The sequence below is a fragment of the Nocardia sp. NPDC004278 genome, assembly GCF_053602975.1.
Map to the genome: position 1 here is coordinate 1 of NZ_JBSGEQ010000059.1, position 16,354 is coordinate 16,354.

At 66.7% G+C, this 16,354-nt stretch carries 17 protein-coding genes; 9 read left to right on the forward strand and 8 right to left on the reverse strand.

Going from position 1 to position 16,354, the window contains the following annotated elements; genetic code table 11:
* Nucleotides 1-138: 138 nt before the first annotated feature.
* Nucleotides 139-1,269, reverse strand: a complete 1,131-nt coding sequence (locus ACWEO2_RS41765; protein WP_452410445.1) for a DUF3152 domain-containing protein — start codon at nucleotides 1,267-1,269, stop codon at nucleotides 139-141.
* A gap of 283 nt (nucleotides 1,270-1,552) precedes the next feature.
* Between ACWEO2_RS41765 and ACWEO2_RS41770 the strand changes: the two genes are divergently transcribed.
* The gene (locus tag ACWEO2_RS41770; protein ID WP_452410446.1) at nucleotides 1,553-2,218 is read left to right on the forward strand and encodes a TetR/AcrR family transcriptional regulator; all 666 of its coding nucleotides are present in this window, start codon (nucleotides 1,553-1,555) and stop codon (nucleotides 2,216-2,218) included.
* 88 nt (nucleotides 2,219-2,306) lie between these two features.
* Here ACWEO2_RS41770 and ACWEO2_RS41775 read toward each other — a convergent pair whose 3' ends face one another.
* Both ACWEO2_RS41775 and ACWEO2_RS41780 read right to left on the reverse strand, forming a co-directional pair.
* Nucleotides 2,307-2,534 (reverse strand): DUF3107 domain-containing protein, encoded by a 228-nt coding sequence (locus ACWEO2_RS41775; RefSeq protein WP_062984284.1) that lies wholly within the window; start codon nucleotides 2,532-2,534, stop codon nucleotides 2,307-2,309.
* 270 nt (nucleotides 2,535-2,804) lie between these two features.
* On the reverse strand, nucleotides 2,805-3,353 hold the full coding sequence (locus ACWEO2_RS41780) for a YceI family protein (RefSeq protein ID WP_452410447.1): 549 nt from the start codon (nucleotides 3,351-3,353) through the stop codon (nucleotides 2,805-2,807).
* Nucleotides 3,354-3,455: 102 nt separating this feature from the next.
* Here ACWEO2_RS41780 and ACWEO2_RS41785 point away from each other — a divergent pair, with 102 nt between their 5' ends.
* The gene (locus ACWEO2_RS41785) at nucleotides 3,456-4,286 is read left to right on the forward strand and encodes a helix-turn-helix transcriptional regulator (RefSeq protein WP_452410448.1); all 831 of its coding nucleotides are present in this window, start codon (nucleotides 3,456-3,458) and stop codon (nucleotides 4,284-4,286) included.
* Here ACWEO2_RS41785 and ACWEO2_RS41790 read toward each other — a convergent pair whose 3' ends face one another.
* The 3 genes from ACWEO2_RS41790 to ACWEO2_RS41800 all read right to left on the reverse strand — a co-directional run bounded on the left by ACWEO2_RS41790 (nucleotide 4,287) and on the right by ACWEO2_RS41800 (nucleotide 7,100).
* On the reverse strand, nucleotides 4,287-5,003 hold the full coding sequence (locus ACWEO2_RS41790) for a ferritin-like fold-containing protein (RefSeq protein ID WP_452410449.1): 717 nt from the start codon (nucleotides 5,001-5,003) through the stop codon (nucleotides 4,287-4,289).
* A gap of 92 nt (nucleotides 5,004-5,095) precedes the next feature.
* The gene (locus ACWEO2_RS41795) at nucleotides 5,096-6,151 is read right to left on the reverse strand and encodes an alpha/beta fold hydrolase (RefSeq protein WP_452410450.1); all 1,056 of its coding nucleotides are present in this window, start codon (nucleotides 6,149-6,151) and stop codon (nucleotides 5,096-5,098) included.
* Nucleotides 6,152-6,242: 91 nt separating this feature from the next.
* Entirely contained in the window at nucleotides 6,243-7,100 is an 858-nt protein-coding gene (locus tag ACWEO2_RS41800; protein ID WP_452410451.1) for an SCO6745 family protein, read from the reverse strand.
* 453 nt (nucleotides 7,101-7,553) lie between these two features.
* Here ACWEO2_RS41800 and ACWEO2_RS41805 point away from each other — a divergent pair, with 453 nt between their 5' ends.
* The 5 genes from ACWEO2_RS41805 (at nucleotide 7,554) to ACWEO2_RS41825 (ending at nucleotide 12,567) form a co-directional block, all read left to right on the forward strand.
* On the forward strand, nucleotides 7,554-9,257 hold the full coding sequence (locus tag ACWEO2_RS41805; RefSeq protein WP_452410471.1) for a DEAD/DEAH box helicase: 1,704 nt from the start codon (nucleotides 7,554-7,556) through the stop codon (nucleotides 9,255-9,257).
* A 102-nt stretch (nucleotides 9,258-9,359) separates the two neighbouring features.
* The gene (locus ACWEO2_RS41810) at nucleotides 9,360-10,598 is read left to right on the forward strand and encodes an Rv3212 family protein (RefSeq protein ID WP_452410452.1); all 1,239 of its coding nucleotides are present in this window, start codon (nucleotides 9,360-9,362) and stop codon (nucleotides 10,596-10,598) included.
* Nucleotides 10,599-10,728: 130 nt separating this feature from the next.
* Complete coding sequence (locus ACWEO2_RS41815; protein WP_452410453.1) at nucleotides 10,729-11,340, forward strand: acid phosphatase; 612 nt, start codon at nucleotides 10,729-10,731, stop codon at nucleotides 11,338-11,340.
* Entirely contained in the window at nucleotides 11,337-11,828 is a 492-nt protein-coding gene (locus ACWEO2_RS41820; RefSeq protein WP_452410454.1) for an N-acetyltransferase family protein, read from the forward strand. Before ACWEO2_RS41815 ends, ACWEO2_RS41820 begins: the two co-directional genes overlap by 4 nt.
* Nucleotides 11,829-11,883: 55 nt before the next feature.
* A complete protein-coding gene (locus tag ACWEO2_RS41825; RefSeq protein WP_452410455.1) occupies nucleotides 11,884-12,567 on the forward strand; it encodes an endonuclease V in 684 nt (227 codons plus the stop codon).
* Between the two features lie 107 nt (nucleotides 12,568-12,674).
* Here ACWEO2_RS41825 and ACWEO2_RS41830 read toward each other — a convergent pair whose 3' ends face one another.
* The gene (locus ACWEO2_RS41830; protein ID WP_355177022.1) at nucleotides 12,675-13,115 is read right to left on the reverse strand and encodes a hypothetical protein; all 441 of its coding nucleotides are present in this window, start codon (nucleotides 13,113-13,115) and stop codon (nucleotides 12,675-12,677) included.
* 66 nt (nucleotides 13,116-13,181) lie between these two features.
* Here ACWEO2_RS41830 and ACWEO2_RS41835 point away from each other — a divergent pair, with 66 nt between their 5' ends.
* Entirely contained in the window at nucleotides 13,182-14,126 is a 945-nt protein-coding gene (locus ACWEO2_RS41835; RefSeq protein WP_452410456.1) for a diacylglycerol/lipid kinase family protein, read from the forward strand.
* 251 nt (nucleotides 14,127-14,377) lie between these two features.
* On the forward strand, nucleotides 14,378-14,632 hold the full coding sequence (locus ACWEO2_RS41840) for a WhiB family transcriptional regulator (protein WP_011211115.1): 255 nt from the start codon (nucleotides 14,378-14,380) through the stop codon (nucleotides 14,630-14,632).
* Between the two features lie 185 nt (nucleotides 14,633-14,817).
* Here ACWEO2_RS41840 and ACWEO2_RS41845 read toward each other — a convergent pair whose 3' ends face one another.
* Nucleotides 14,818-16,332, reverse strand: coding sequence for a sensor histidine kinase (locus ACWEO2_RS41845; protein WP_452410457.1), 1,515 nt, complete (start codon nucleotides 16,330-16,332; stop codon nucleotides 14,818-14,820).
* Nucleotides 16,333-16,354 lie beyond the last annotated feature (22 nt).

Consider the following 16,354-nt stretch of genomic DNA (forward strand, 5'->3'; position numbering starts at 1 on the left):
CGAGGTAGTGTTCGGCGACGCCACCGGTGTCGGCCAGCACGACCCACGCCCCCCGCTCGACGCGAGTCTCGACGGCTCGGACGCGAGACCAAGGGGGCCGCGAACACGCCGCGCCGGAGGCGCGGCCAAAAACAGAGCTCACCCGCGGGGATATGGCCAGGGGTTGAACCGGCAGCGTTTGCCGTCCATGGGGACCACGCCGTCGGGGTCGAGCGCGGCGATGTCGTTGTTCTTGGTGCCGAAGGTCTGCTGCATCATCACCGGCGCCAGCCCGCCGTCGGTCTCACACGGCTGATGCTGGTGATAACCGATGGCGTGGCCGACCTCGTGGTTGACCTGGTACTGCCGGTAGGAGCCGATATCGCCCTCGAAGGCCAGCGCACCGCGCACCCAGCGCACCTCCGACAACACAACCCGGCGCAGGTCGGCATTGAAACAGGAGGAGTCGATCGGAATATCGAAACCGCATGCCTTGCGCGAGGATTCGCGGGAGGCCAGCGAAATGCGGAAGTCCGGTTCGCCGTGATCGATGCGCCGGAAGGCGAATTTGCTGTCGTGCGCCCAGCTCTTTGGATTGTTCAGTGTGCTGTCGACCATCTTGGCAACGGATTCATCCCCGCCGAATCCGGAAGTGTCAATGCCGTCCTCGATTTCGACCGTGTACTTGAACTGGGATCCCGATCCGGTGCCTACCTGCACGGTGCTACCGGGCACCACATGCCATGTGCCCGCGCCGATTTCGGTGAACGGTCCGCCGTCGGGCAGCGCGCCGGTCGGCAGGTTGGTCGGGAAGTGGCCGTCGCCGGGCGGTGCGCCGATGATGCCAGCGGAGGCCGTGTGCGGACTGAGCTGCCCGAATCCCGGTGCGCCAGCTGCGATCTTCGCGGGATCGGTGCCGCCGCGCACCGCGTCCACGATCACCAGCACGGTGACCACGAACAGCACGGGCAGGGCGTAGGCACGCCAGCCGTAGGTGCGGATGAAGCGACCGAGTGCGCTCTGTTTCTTGGCATCGCGCTCCGGTCTCGGTGGGCGCGAGCGATTCTCGTCGGCGGCGGTGGGATCCCAGCGCGCTCGCAGCGGCTGATGGGAGCGATCGACGGGCGGTTCGTACAGGCCGAGCGGATCGTAGAGCTCGACATCGTTCTTATCCCGCTGCGCCGCCCCGGGTCTGGACGACCGGTCGTTGGAGACCTCGACGCGAGCTCGGGCAGCAGCACCATTTCTAGCGGCTGCCCCCGTACGCACCTCGGGGTCCGGCCTTTCCACAGGGCCCGAGACTACGGAACCGAACGCGGTGTAGCCAGCGGGGCGGTGCTCATCTCGCCCGCCGCCGGAGGATCTTTCCGCGCGGTCGGTCACACTCACCAGCGTCTCACAGGGGGCAATACCGCTGAACCGGGCCGGATACGGGCCGGAACGGGTGCGACATATCTCACCGAGTGGGCTTGATCTCCGGCCCCGAGCCGCATGTGAGCTACGACCGGGTATCGTTCTTTGGATACCCGGTGTACAACCCCATATAACCGGGGCATCGACTGGGAGAGCCGAAATGACTGACCTCGTGGACCGGATGACGTCGCGCAGAACGTCGTCCGACGCCATGGCGCCGACCAAGCGCGGTACCCGGCTTCCGCGCGACGAGCGTCGTCAACAGCTACTCCTGGCGGCCAGTGAGATCTTCGTGCAACGCGGTTACCACGCCGCTGGCATGGACGAGATCTCGCAGTGCGCCGGAGTCAGCAAGCCGGTGCTGTACCAGCACTTCGCCAGCAAGCTCGAGCTCTACCTGGCGGTGCTACAGAACTACGTCGACATGCTGGTGTCGAGTGTGCGCCAGGCGCTGCGCTCGACCACCGACAACCGTCAGCGCGTCCGTGCGGCCGTGCAGGCCTACTTCGACTTCGTCGACAATGAAATGCAGGGCTTCCGACTGGTTTTCGAATCCGATCTGATCAGCGAGCCGCAGGTGCAGCGCCGGGTCGAGCAGGCCACCGAGGCCTGTGTGGACGCGGTCTTCGATCTGGTCGCCCACGATTCCGGCCTGGATCCCTACCGGGCCCGGATCCTCGCGGTCGGGCTGGTCGGCACCAGCCAGTTCACCGCGCGGTACTGGCTGGAGGCGGATCGGCCGATCCCGAAGGAAGAGGCGGTCGACACCACCGTCGCACTGGCCTGGGGCGGTCTGTCGCACGTGCCGCTGCACCCGATCAACTGAGCCGAGCCCGACACCTCGGACGAAAATGACAACAGCCCCTGCACTCGCATGAGTGCGGGGGCTGTTGGCTGTCGTGCCGCGGTCCGGCTCAGACGGCGGCGAAGCCGACCCGACCGCCGGTGGCGGCGCCGATCTCGACGTAGGCGACCTTCGAGGCCTGGATCAAGAACTTGCGGCCCTTCTCGTCGGTGAGCGCGACGACGCCGCCCTCGCCGCTCAGCGCACCGGACACCAGCGCCTCGACCTCGTCCGGGGTCTGCCCGCTATTGATCACGAGCTCGCGCGGGCTATCCGAAATACCGATCTTGACCTCCACGGCCAACCTCCGAACCTAGAGTCCTGTGTGCTGTCGAAATCAAGGCTAATGCTCCCCCGCCTCCCCGGGTATTCAGCGCCCCACTAGCAGCCACGAAATCCACATCGCGGCCGACGCCTCGGGCAACAATTCAGCTCTGGGCGTTCCCGACGAGTTACCCATGTACCTGCGAAATCGGTGGTCACTTCCGGAATCGACAGCCCGCTGCGCCGAGCGCGCGGGCTGACGTTCGCCTGTCGCGAACGCCGTACCCGCTCGGCGGAAATGCCACTACTTGGGCTCGATGAGCTGGATTTCCAGCTCGATCTTGACCGTATCGCTGAGCATGCCGGGCAGCGGGCCGCCGACGCCGAAGTCGGTGCGCTTGATGGCGCCGGTCGCGGAGAAACCCGCATGCCGGTCCCCGGTTCCGGCGAATACCTGCACACCGCCCCACTCCACGTCGAGGGTGACCGGCTTGGTGATCCCACCGAGGGTGGCCTCGCCCTCGACCACGAACGATTCGGCGACCTGCACCGGCTCGACGGCGCGGAAGGTCAGGGTGGGGCGGTTGGCGACATCGAGGAAATCGGCGGTCCGGACGTGGTTGTCGCGATCGGCATTGCCGGTGTCGAAGGAGTCGAGGTAGATGGTGGCGCCGAGGGTGGCGAAGCCTTTGTCGTCGACGACGAACTCGGTCTCGAACTTGCTGAAACTGCCGCGGACCTTGGAGATGCCGAGGTGGCGGATGGTGAATTGGACCTGGGAGTGCATGGCGTCCAGGGCCCAGGAACCCGGGGCGAGCGCGGTGGCGGTGGTGGATTCGGTAGAAGATGTCATGCGATAAACCATGACCGGACCGTGGTCCGTTAACCAGACCGCCGTTATCCTGGACCCCATAGGGCGCGGCTAACCATCCCAGGACAGGGCACGATGAAACGCATGGCACCGAACCCCTTCGCGGAGTACCTCGTGGCGCGGCGCGCCCAATTGCGGCCTTCGGATGTGGGTCTCCCCGAGGGCCGCCGCCGCCGGACCCCGGGCCTGCGCCGCGAAGAGGTCGCGGTGCGCGCCGGAGTCAGCGCCGACTATCTGGCCCGGCTGGAGCAGGGCCGCGATACCAACCCCTCGGGTGCGGTCATCGATGCGCTCGCGCAGGCGCTGCTGATCGACGGTAAGGATCGCCATCACTTCGGCTGGCTCGCCGTCACTTCGAGTAACGAATCCCGCTGCCCCACCACCGAATCCGCTGCCGAACATCCGACATCCGCGATGCAGACCATCCTGCGCGCACTGCAGCCGACTCCGGCCTTCGTGCTCGGGCGACGGCTCAATGTGCTCGGCTGGAATCCGGCATGGGAGGCCATCGCGAAACCCCTTGGGCTGTTCGATGATCCGGAAACCTCGAATCTGGCCTGGTTCACCTTCACCCATCCGCGCGCCAAGCAGGTACTGCGCAACTGGGACGAGGTGGCCGACAGCTTCTCGGCCGCACTGCGCCGCGCAACCGTGCTTTGGCCGGGCGAGGACCGGCTACTCGACCTGATCGCCACCCTGCGCGAATATCCGGAATTCGAAAGCCGTTGGCAGCCACAACATGTCGACGAACTGATCTCCGGCACGCTGCGCTTCGACCATCCCGAGCACGGCCATATCGATATCCCGTTCGAAACGCTCAACGGCGACCGTGATCAGAGCATCGTCGTCTGCCTCACCGATCAGGCGCAGGCGCAATCCCCCGGCCTGCGACTGGTCCGTGCCGTGAACGACTGATCAGATGCCCAGCACGGCCATGCGCTCGGCATGGCTGGCCTGCATGCGCTCGAACAGCGCGGCAATGCCGTTGAGATCACCGGTCGCGCTGAGCACCAGCTCGGTGAGCTCATCGCGCTGGGCCATCACGTACTGCGCCTGGGTGATCGCCTCACCGAGCAGCCGTCGGCCCCACAGGGTAAGCCGGTCGCGCTCGGAGCGGCTCGTCGCGACCGCGCGGCGCACCTCCTCGACCACGAATTCGGAGTGGCTGGTCTCGGCGAGCACATCCCGGACCACGGCGGCGACCTCGGGAGAAAGGGCACCGGCGATCTCGGTGTAGAAGTCGGCGGCGATACCGTCGCCGACGTAGAACTTCACCATCGACTCGAGCCAGGTCGAGGGATCGGTGGAGTCGTGGTAGGCGTCCAGGGCACGCACGAACGGCGCCATCGCGTCGAAGATGTCGACGCCACGTTCGGCCAGTGCGGACTCCAGGGTTTCGAAGTGCCGCATCTCGGCGGCGGCCATCTTCGCGACGGCCACCCTGCCACGCAGCGTCGGCGATAGTTTGGCCTCCTCGGCCAGCCGGTAGAACGCGGAGATCTCACCGTAGGCGAGCACCGCGAACAGGTCGACTACGCCGAGATCATCGGCCGCGAAGGACGAGCCGGACAATGAAACCCCCTGCGCGGCAGCTTGCCGTGCTCCTAGCGCTGCGGATGACTGTGCTCCCATATCGAGACAGCCTAGCCCCGGCCCGTTACGCGTCAGCGTCATCCCGGTACATGTCGGAGTCGTGGCGGCGAACGCCCGGAACCGGCGCTGGCTCAGGACAGCTCGGCCAGGAACTTGTCGAGATAGGTCCAAGTGGTCTCGCGCGCGGTTTCGCCGGTGAGAATGCCGAGATGACTGCCGGGGGCGGTCTCGTAGCGGACGAACCGCGCACCGGTGAGGGTGCGCCGCCCGGCCGCGACGGCTGCGGCCGGGGTGATGACATCGGTGGGTCCGCCGACGAGCAGCACCGGCGCGGTCACCTCGGCCAACTCGATGCGGCGCTCGCCGAGCCGCACGACGCCGCGGCCGATGTCATTGTTGAGGATCAGGCGGCCCCACAACTGGCCGTAGAAGCGGCCGGGATAGCCGGGCATCTGCGCCATGAAGCGGTCGATGGACTCCATCTTGGCCAGGGTTTCGGTGCGGGCGATATTGCTCGCGACGAACCACGGTCGGGTGAGTTCGCGATCCCATGCGGTGACCCGGTAGGCGAACCTGGTCAACGTGGCCGGAATGCCGCCCGCTGCGCGCACCGCGGTCGAGGTCGCGATGCCGCCGGTCAATTTGGCGACCGCGCGCACCTGCGGAATGCCGGTCATCTTGTCGTAGTCCAGCGGCGAGCCGACCGCGGTGATGGAGCGGATCGGCAGTTCGGCGTGCGCCGCCGCGGTCAGCAGCGCCAGGGTGCCACCGATGGACCAGCCGACCAGATCGACGGGTTTACCCTCGCGATCGGCAGAGGTGCGCAGAATCGCCTCCGGCAGGATGTCGTCGATCCAGGTTTCGAAGCCCATCCGCCGGTCGGCGAAGGTGATCTCGCCATAGTCGACGACATAGGGCGTGCGGCCGGTCTCGAGCAGGAATCTGGCCACGCTCTGATCGGGGCGCAGATCGAAGCAACTGGCGGGCGCGGCCAGCGGCGGCACCAGCAGCACCGCCGAATCCGTTGCGGCAGTGGCGGATTCACCCGCATCGAAGCGGCGCAGCTGTCGATGTGGTTCATCGCACAGCACCGTCGACGGGGCGGGATCCGGTGTTTCGACGCCTTGGCCGAAGGTCAGCGCCCAGGCATTGCGCGCAGCGATGGTGACGGTGTCGGTGAGACTCACACCCAAGAATCTCTCACATCTCGGTACCGGCGGTAACAGGCAAGTTCGTTTTGTGAGCACCGCCGCATATTCCGCCGTACGCCACGCCGATTCAGCTCTGCACCATGCCGATCGGGCTGATCGGCGGCACCAGGCTTTCCTGGACGCGCTGCACCAGTGGCGCGAGCGTATCGGTCAACTCGGCGATCGCGTCCTGCGACAGCGCCGACAGTGCGCCGTTCCAGGCGGCCTCGTCGGTAGTGGCCTCCACCTGATCGAGCAATTCGGCGCCAGCGCCGGTCAGCGCCGGGCCGGTCGGCTCACCTTCGATCAACCTGCGCGCCCGCAACTCGTCGGCGATATCGGACCATTCCTGCTCCGACCAGCCGCGCGCGGGCCGCATCACCGATTCGGGCGCCTTACCCGCCGCCACCTGCAGTACCAGCGCCTGCGATCCGGTCAGCCCGTGGCTGATCAGCGCCGCCACATGTCCGTCACCGCGATGCTCGCGCAGTGTGGTGGTGAGCTGCCACAGCGCGGCCACCGGATCGGCAGACAGGGGCAATTCCGCATTCGCCGCGTAGAGCGCCCGGCCGGTCGCATCGGCCGCGCGCGCTACCGGTTCGAGCAGATCCACCGCGCGGGCGCATTCGGCGTCACCGGCTCCGGCCCCGCGCAGCAGACCGGTCGAATAGTCGAGCCGGGCCGCCAGACATTCCCCCGGCGTCGCCCTGGCCCACGCGTCGGGCACCGCCTTGCCGACCATATCGGGATGGAATCCGGCGAAGGTCGCCGATACCGTGCCCGCGCTCACCGCGCCGAGCGGAGCGGCCCGGAACGCGAAGTAGGTCTGCCAGAATCCGCGCAACCCGAGCGCGACTCCGGCCTCCTTGACACCCGCACCGAAATACACCACATCATGTAGCGGTTCGATCGTGGTCCAGATTCGGCGCGCCAAGTGAATTACCATGTGGCGCAGCGTACGTCGAAGAACCATCCGAGGAAACCGTACTTTTGCCCCGGAAATGCGAACCTTTTCCAGCGACCCGTATGTGGTCGCTATCGTGGCGGCAATTCGAGCCGTGCACAATATCACGCTACAATCTCTGCGGACAACGGAAATTTCGTCCCATCGAGGCGCCGATCACCTGGGCGCCAGAGTTCCGGCGGCGAGGTTTTCGACGTTCAGGAATATGTGCGCGCACCAGATCCGCATCACCCTTGCGCCGCGCCGATGTCTCCCGAGGTAGCCGACACGACGACGAGCTCCCGCCGACATCAAGGGCAGTGGCCGAGGTGAGTATCACAGGCGGATACGTGGTCGTCGCGGACCGACCGGTCCGCCCCACGCCTCGTGCGCGCGTGACGCGATAACGAGGAAGGCACGAACCTGAGCAAGATCACTGTCGAACAAGAACCGGGTCTGGCAGATACGCTGCTGACCGCCGAACTGGACGAATCCCACACCGCCCCGACATTCACCGAATTGGGGGTTCGCGATGAAATCGTGCGAGCACTCGGTGAGATCGGAATCGAACGAACTTTCGCAATTCAGGAACTGACCCTGCCGTTGGCACTCGCCGGTGAAGATCTCATCGGTCAGGCCCGCACCGGTATGGGAAAGACCTTCGGATTCGGTGTGCCGCTGCTGCACCGGATCACCACCGCCGACTCCGGGACGACCCCGCTGGACGGCACCCCGCGGGCACTGATCATCGTGCCGACGCGCGAACTCTGCATCCAGGTCACCAACGATCTGGAGAACGCGAGCAAGTACCTGAAGAACCACCAGGGTCAGCTGCGCGTGCTCTCGATCTACGGCGGCCGCCCCTACGAATCCCAGATCGCCGCACTGCGCGCGGGCGTCGATGTCGTGGTCGGAACTCCCGGCCGACTCATGGATCTGGCCGATCAGGGCCACCTGATTCTCGGCAAGATCGGCGTACTCGTCCTGGACGAGGCCGATGAAATGCTGGATCTGGGCTTCCTACCCGATATCGAGCGCATTCTCGGCATGGTTCCGGCGCAGCGCCAGACCATGCTGTTCTCGGCCACCATGCCGGGCCCGATCATCACCCTGGCCCGCACCTTCCTGACCCGGCCGACCCATATCCGCGCCGAGGAGCCACACGACTCCGCCGTGCACGACCGCACCGCGCAGTTCGTCTACCGGGCGCACGCACTGGACAAGAGCGAGCTGATCGCCAAGGTGCTGCAGGCCGGGAGCCGCGGCGCGACCATGGTCTTCACCCGCACCAAGCGCACCGCACAGAAGGTCGCCGACGATCTCGCCGAGCGCGGCTTCGCCGTCGGCGCCGTACACGGTGACCTCGGGCAGATCGCCAGGGAGAAGGCGCTCACCAAATTCCGCAAGGGCACCATCGACGTGCTGGTCGCGACCGATGTCGCCGCGCGCGGCATCGATATCGACGACGTCACCCACGTCATCAACTACCAGTGCCCGGAGGATGAGAAGACCTACGTGCACCGGATCGGGCGCACCGGCCGGGCCGGACGCACCGGTGTCGCGGTGACGCTGATCGACTGGGACGAGCTGAACCGCTGGGCCGCCATCGACACCGCCCTCGGCCTCGGCATCCCGGACCCGGTCGAGACGTACTCACGCTCCCCACACCTATTCTCGGACCTGGGCATCCCCGAGGGCGTCACCGGCACGATCCGCAAGGCCAAGCCGGTGCGCGATGAGGACGCCGAAGTGGTCGAGCGCCCCGCCCGCACGCCGCGCAAGCGCAATCGCAGACGCACTCGCGGCGGCCAGCCGATCGACGATGCGGTCAACGGCACCGACAGCGATGCGCTCGATGGTGCCGAAACCGATACCGCCGCAGCACCATCCGACACCGCGCCGAACGATGACGCCGACGACACGGCGGATAAGCCCGCCCGTCGCCGCCGCCGTCGCCGCAGGTCCGCCGGAGACACCGAGCCCGGCACCGAGTCGAATGGCAACGGCGACAACGAAAACGGCGCACCCGCCGCGGCGGATACCAGCTCCGACGAGGCCGACACCACCGATCAGCCCGCGCGCCGTCGCCGCCGCCGTCGCAAGCCCGCGGACGAAGTGGCCGCGGATACCGCCCCCGCGACGGTTACCGCATCGGCATAGTCGAGACCCGGGCGCGTCCGTCATGGACGGGCGCGCCTGTGGGGGGCAATCCGGACGAGAGCCGCTCACATCGGTCGGCCGACACGTTGTAGTCTCGCAAACGTGCTCGCACCCGAGCGGCGAACGCGCGCCGACATCATCTCCGCAGTCGCGATCGCCGTGGTCGTGGTGATCGCGGCGGTCGTGGTGTGGGCGCGTAGTGACGCCAGGGGTAGCGAGTCGGTGACGGCCGAACATCCGGTTTCCACTCCGGCGGCCGCGGATCAGGTGCCGACCAGTCTGCACGAGCTCTGGCATGCCGCCGACCCCGCCGCGAATCGCGCGCTGGTGGCCGCTGGCACGGTGGTCACCGGTGCGGACGGCACGGTCACCGGTCACGATCCACGCACCGGCGCCGACCTGTGGCACTATCGCCGCGACCTATCCCTGTGCGGCGTCGAATCGCAATTCGGCACGGTGATCGCGGTGTACAAGGATCAGCGCGGCTGCAGCCAGGCCATTCTGCTGGCCGGTGAGGACGGTTCGCGGCGAACCGCGCGCAGCAGCTATATGGATCCGGCGGTGCAGCTATCCGTAGACGGCACCTATGTGCTGGCCCAGGGACCGCGGCGGCTGGAAATGTGGCGCTCGGATCTGGTGCGCACCATCGAATACGGCTACGTCGACGCACCGGTCAATGTGAAAACCCAGCCGCGCAAGGGCTGCAAACTGCTCTCGTCGAGTTCGAGCTCCACCCGGCTCGCCGTACTCGAGCGCTGCCCAGAAGACCCCACCGACCGCCTGACCGTCCTCAATCCGGCACCGAAGGACAACACGGTGCCCGAAGAGTACGGCTCGCACATACTCAACGGAACCGGCGCGGACTCCCCCGACGCGCGCGTAATCGCGGTGTCCGACAACCGAATCGTGCTGTACCTACCCGGTGCGGCGGCGACCGCCGGCGCCGAGGCGACCGCACCGCGACTCGAGGTCTTCGACAGCACCGGGAATGCGCTGGTGGTGCACCAACTCTCCGCACCACTGAGTGATAAGACGACCACCACCCGGATCAGCTCGCTGTTCCTGGTATTCACCGGCAATAGCCTGATCGCCTTGAACGCCAGCACATTCGATCCGATCTGGGCCGCCCCCGGCGCACTCGGCAGCCCGGTCTTCATGGCGGGCCGACTGCTCATGCCGGTGGACGGCGCGATCGCCGTCCTCGACCCCACCTCGGGCACCGAGGTGACCCGGATTCCGGTGGCCCGCCCCGGCTACGACGGCTCCCCCATCTCGCTCGCCGTACTCGGCACGACCGTACTGGAGAAACGCGGAGCCGAGATGTACGCACTGGGCTCGTGATGACTGATTTAGTAGGAACATGGGTAACTCGTCGGGCACGCCCAAGAATCCGCCCCCACTTGCCGCCGGCCCGGGAGATGACGATCGAGGCACCGACGACCGGCAAAAGATTCGGGGGGGCGGGCTAGCCATGTCCGCACTCGACGACGCCCGGCTGGTCCTACTCCGGCACGGCGAAACCACCTGGTCGAAGCAGCGACGCCACACCGGCCGCACCGATCTGCCGCTCACCGAACGCGGTGCGGCGCAGGCCCGCGCCGCGGGCGGACTGCTGAGTGAGCTGAAGCTGCGCGACCCGCTGGTGCTCACCAGTCCACGCCAGCGTGCCGTGCACACCGCGGCGCTTGCCGGACTCACCGATGCCGTCGTCGATGACGATCTGGCCGAATGGGATTACGGCGACTACGAGGGCCGGACCAGCGTCGAGATCCGCGAGCACGATCCAGGATGGACCATCTGGACCGGAACCGTGCCGGGCGGCGAGAACGCCGCACAGGTCAGTGCCCGCGCCGACCGCGTGCTCGCATCGGTCGAACCCACACTGCCGGACCGGGATATCGTGCTGGTCGGGCACGGTCATTTCTCCCGGGCACTGATCGCCCGCTGGGCCGAACTCGATATCCGGGAGGGGCGGCGCTTTGCCATGTCCACCGCCGCGATCACCGTCCTCGGGTACGAACATGAGGATCGAACCATCCTGGCGCACAACCTAGTTCCCGCCAACAATGGAGCCACACCATGACTCACCCCGGCCAGATCCGCCGTGCCGTCCCCGCCGATGTACCCGCGCTCGTCGGCCTGGTCGAGGACCTCGCCGAATACGAGAAGGCCCGCGACGAGTGCACACTCACCACCGAACAGCTGCACGCCGCCCTGTTCGGACCGTCGCCCGCGGTCTTCGCCCACGTCGCCGCGGATGAGACGGGTGTGGTCGGTTGTGCGATCTGGTTCCTGAACTACTCCACCTGGACCGGCGTGCACGGCATCTACCTGGAGGACCTGTACGTCAAGCCGGAGACCCGCGGCAAGGGGTACGGCAAGGCGCTGCTCGCCGCGCTCGCCGAGGAGGCCGCCGCCAATGGCTACAGCCGGGTCGACTGGTCGGTGCTGACCTGGAACGCGCCCTCCATCGAGTTCTACAAATCCATCGGCGCCAACCCCCAGGACGAATGGGTCGGCTACCGCCTCACCGGCGCGGCCATCGACAAGCTCGCGGCCGAAGCCTGGTGACCGAATCCGTTCGGTAGTGAATCAGCTTGGCGCAATTCGGATTTCGAGTACAGCGATGAAGGTCGACACACCGGCCGAATGGCCGACCACCGCGGACGATGCGATAGCTGTCCAGGATGCGTTGCGACCGTTGGTGATTGCGTCCGACCCGCGCCCACCACGGTTCCGCACCATCGCCGGAGTCGACTCGGCCTATGACGACGAGACCGGCATCGTCGCCACGGCGGTGGTCGTATTGGACAGCGCCACACTTGAACCCGTCGAATCCGCGGTGGCGCGCGGTACCGTCACCTTCCCGTACGTGCCGGGTCTACTCGCCTTCCGCGAGCTGCCGACCACCCTCGCCGCCCTCGAAAAGCTCGACACCACACCGGATCTGCTCATTTGCGACGGCCAGGGACTGGCCCACCCGCGCCGCTTCGGCCTGGCCTGCCATGTCGGAATCCGCACGGGCACACCGACGATCGGCGTCGCCAAGACACCGTGGGGCGACTATCGGACGCCCGGCCCGGAACGTGGTGCGACCAGCGATATCACCATGGACGGTCAGCTCGTCGGGCGCGCCCTGCGCACCCAGCGCGCCATCAAACCGGTATTCGTCTCGGTCGGACATCTCATCGACCTCGACACCGCATGCACGCAGGTGCTCGCACTAACCCCGCGCTACCGCCAGCCCGAGACCACCCGGCAGGCCGATCACCTGTGCCGTCGGGCACTGCGCGACGCCACCGTGCGCTGAACCCCTGCTCGCTCGGATCCGCGAACCCCGAATAGGCAAACGTCGACCGGGTGAGCGAAGCGATCCCGGTCACTATCCAGCGGCCGGGGAAACCCGACGTAAGCCGGTCAGCTCGGCGGCGTCGGGTATCCCCCCGCCATCCAGCGATTCGACGCGGGCGCGAACAACAGCACCAGTGCGCCGATCACCACAACGCCGAGCAGGGCGCCGAACACCGGCTGATGCGAATCGGTCAGCAGCGACCAGGTCACCGGCAGCAGCAGTACCTGCGCGATCACGGCGATGGCCCGTCCCCACCGGTGTCCGAACACCAGACCGATACCGGCCGCGAGCACCGCACCGCCGAGAATGCCGAACCACGCGGCCGTGCCGTACCCGCTGGCGGCACTCTGATCGTGCCCGAGCAGTCCGCGCACGATCAGCACGATCGCCACGATCACCGCGACCGCACCCTCCAGCGCGACCAACCCGCCGGCACCACGCACCGTCGCCGGCACGCCCTCGGCCCGCGCGCCGCTGTCAACCTCGTCCTTGCCGCTGTCCGCCACGCGCCAAGCCTAGAACGCACTTCCCGGCTTTTCGGACCGGGCCGGCAGCCGATTAGGCTTCCGAAGGTGCGGACGCTGCTGATCGTGAACCCGAATGCCACCTCGACTACACCAGCGACTCGGGATCTGCTCGCGCACGCGTTGGAGAGCCGGACACAGCTGACCGTCGCGCATACCCAGCATCGCGGCCACGCGGCGGAGTTGGCGCAGTGGGCATCGACCAACGAGATGGATCTGATCGTGGTACACGGCGGCGATGGGACGGTCAACGAGACCATCAACGGTTTCCTGCCGCTACCCGAACTGAACGACGGACAGGCCTGGCTGCCACGGCTCGGCGTGATCCCCGGCGGCTCGGCGAATGTATTCGCGCGGGCACTGGGCATCTCCCCGGATCCGGTGACCGCGACCAACCAGCTCATTGATCTGCTCACTCTCGACCGCGACCGCAAAATCGGCCTCGGACTGGCCGATGACCGCTGGTTCGGCTTCAGCGCGGGCGTCGGCCTCGACGCCGACGTGTGCGAGGCGATCGACAACAGTCGCGCCGATGGTCATGCGGCCACCCCCGCGCGCTATGTTCGAACAACTGTGCGACAATTCTTCAAAGCGAAGGGTAAGGAACCGACCGTTCGGCTCGAGATTCCGGGATACGAACCCGTCGAGGGCGTCCATTACGCCTTCGTGACGAACGCGACTCCGTGGACCTATCTGAACGACACACCGGTGCACACCAACCCGGGCACGGCCTTCGAAACGGGTCTCGGCGTGTTTGCCGTGCAGTCGATGTCGGTGGTCTCCACCCTGCTACTCGCCCGCCAGCTGTTGGCTACCGGCGGAAATCCTAAGTCCCGCAACCTCTTTCGCGAGGACGATGTACCGACCGTGCGAATCGTGGCCAGCGAACCCATCGGTCTGCAAATCGATGGCGACTTTATCGGAAAACGCAACATGGTGGATTTCACAGCTGTGCCGAACGTGCTCGAGGTCGTCGCTCCGCGTCCGGAATGAGCGCGAAACGCGCGAAAAATCCGGGTGTTGTGCTGCGAAAACCAGGTAGAGCGAGTACAAAGGACCGGGCAGGTTCCCCGTAGGGGGGCTTTGAGAGCGTGAGCTTCCCCACGGTGCACCAGATACCTATTGACATCTACGGTGTTCGTGAAAGCATTCACAAGCAACCGTGCGGAAACATTCGAGTCGCACAAGTGAACGATCCACAAACCATCGGCGCCCTTTGCGGCGCCCAGCAAAGGAGCAGAGGAATGGACTGGCGCCACAAGGCCATCTGTCGCGACGAGGACCCCGAGCTGTTCTTCCCGGTGGGTAACAGCGGTCCTGCGCTCGCGCAGATTGCCGATGCCAAGCTGGTCTGCGCTCGCTGCCCCGTTACCGCCGATTGCCTGTCCTGGGCCCTGAAGTCCGGGCAGGATGCGGGCGTGTGGGGTGGAATGAGCGAGGACGAGCGTCGGGCGCTCAAGCGTCGCAACGCTCGCACCCGGACCCGCACCGTCGTCTAGTAGGACGACAAGCGTTACCGGACCTTCCAGCCCGGCCCGGTAACGCAGTCAAGCCCGGCACCAAGGTGCCGGGCTATTTTGTGCCCGTATCCGATTTGCCGCGCCTGCGGCGCGGCCCCCTGGCGGAAGCTGAATCCTATTGGCTACCAGCCAAGTTCGTGATTGCCGCCGAGTTCGTGATCGTCTCAGCGCCCCGAGCGGCGACCCAGTGGGACGCGCAACACCGCGTCGGTACCGATATCGGCGCCAGGGTGTAATCCGATGGAGCCGCCGAGTTCGGCGGTCACCAGGGTGCGCACGATCTGCAGGCCGAGGCGGTCGGAGGATTCCAGGCTGAAACCCGGTGGCAGGCCGCGACCGTCGTCGCTGATGATCACGTCCAGCCAGCGTGCCGAACGCTCGGAACGGATTGTCACAGTGCCGTTTTCGCCGGAATCGAAGGCGTGCTCGATGGCGTTCTGCACCAATTCGGTCAGCACCATCACCAGCGGGGTGGCGCGTTCGGCGGAGAAGACGCCGAGCGAACCCGCACGGCGCACTTTGATTCTGGCGGTGTGCACGGTCGCCACATCGGCCATGATCGGCAGCAGCCGGTCCACAACCTCGTCGAGATCGACCTCTTCGTCCACCGACATCGACAGCATCTCGTGTACCGAGGCGATGGAGGTGACTCTGCGCACCGATTCGGTCAGCGCGACCTGCGCCTCCTCGTTCTCGGTGCGCCGCGCCTGCAGCCGCAGCAGCGCGGCGACGGTCTGCAGATTGTTCTTCACCCGGTGGTGGATCTCCCGGATGGTCGCGTCCTTGCTGAGCAGCGCGCGATCGCGGCGCTTGACCTCGGTGACGTCGCGGACCAGCACCGCCGCCCCCGCCAGTTCGCCGTGCGGGCGCAGCACCAGGGTGCGCAGCAGCACGGTGGCACCGCGCGCCTCGACCTCCATCCGGCGTCCGGTGCGTCCGGCCAGCGCGGCCTGGATATCCCCGACGACCTCCTGCGCGTCGAACGGATCGGTGATCAGCGAGCGAGTGGTGACGGCCAGATCCTGGCCCGCAAGATCGGACTGCAGCCCCATCCGGTGGTAGGCGGACAGCGCATTCGGACTGGCGTAGACGACGATGCCATCGGTATCGAGGCGGATAAAGCCGTCGCCAGCGCGCGGGCTGGAATGTGTCGCGGCGCGGTCCTCGGTGGTCGGGAAGGTGCCGTCGGCGATCATCTGACACAGATCGTCGGCACAGGCCACATAGGCGACCTCCAGCGCGCTGCGCACCCGCGAACGCTGCAGATCGGTATCGCGGCTGAGCACGGCGATCACATCGTCACCGCAGCGCACCGGAATGGCCTCACGGGTCGCGTGCACCGGATGCGGATGGTAGACGCCCTCGGCCTCGACCTCGCTATCCGCGCGCACGATCTTGCCGGTCATCAGCGCATCGAAAACCTGCGGGTGATCGGCCTGCGAGGCGATGCCACCCACCCGGTCCTCGGGATGAACAGTGGGCGCCGTCGTCGGGCGGCACTGCGCGACGCAGACGATATCCGCGCCGTCGGCAATGGGGCCAGCGCCGACCCACAGCAGCAGATCCGCGAAGGACAGATCGGCGAGCAGTTGCCAATCTCCGACCACCCGCTGCAGATGGTCAACGGCGACACCGGGCAGGTCGGTGTGTTCGGCCAGCAGCTCACTCAGTGTCGCCATATTCGGTCTACCCGCTCTAGAT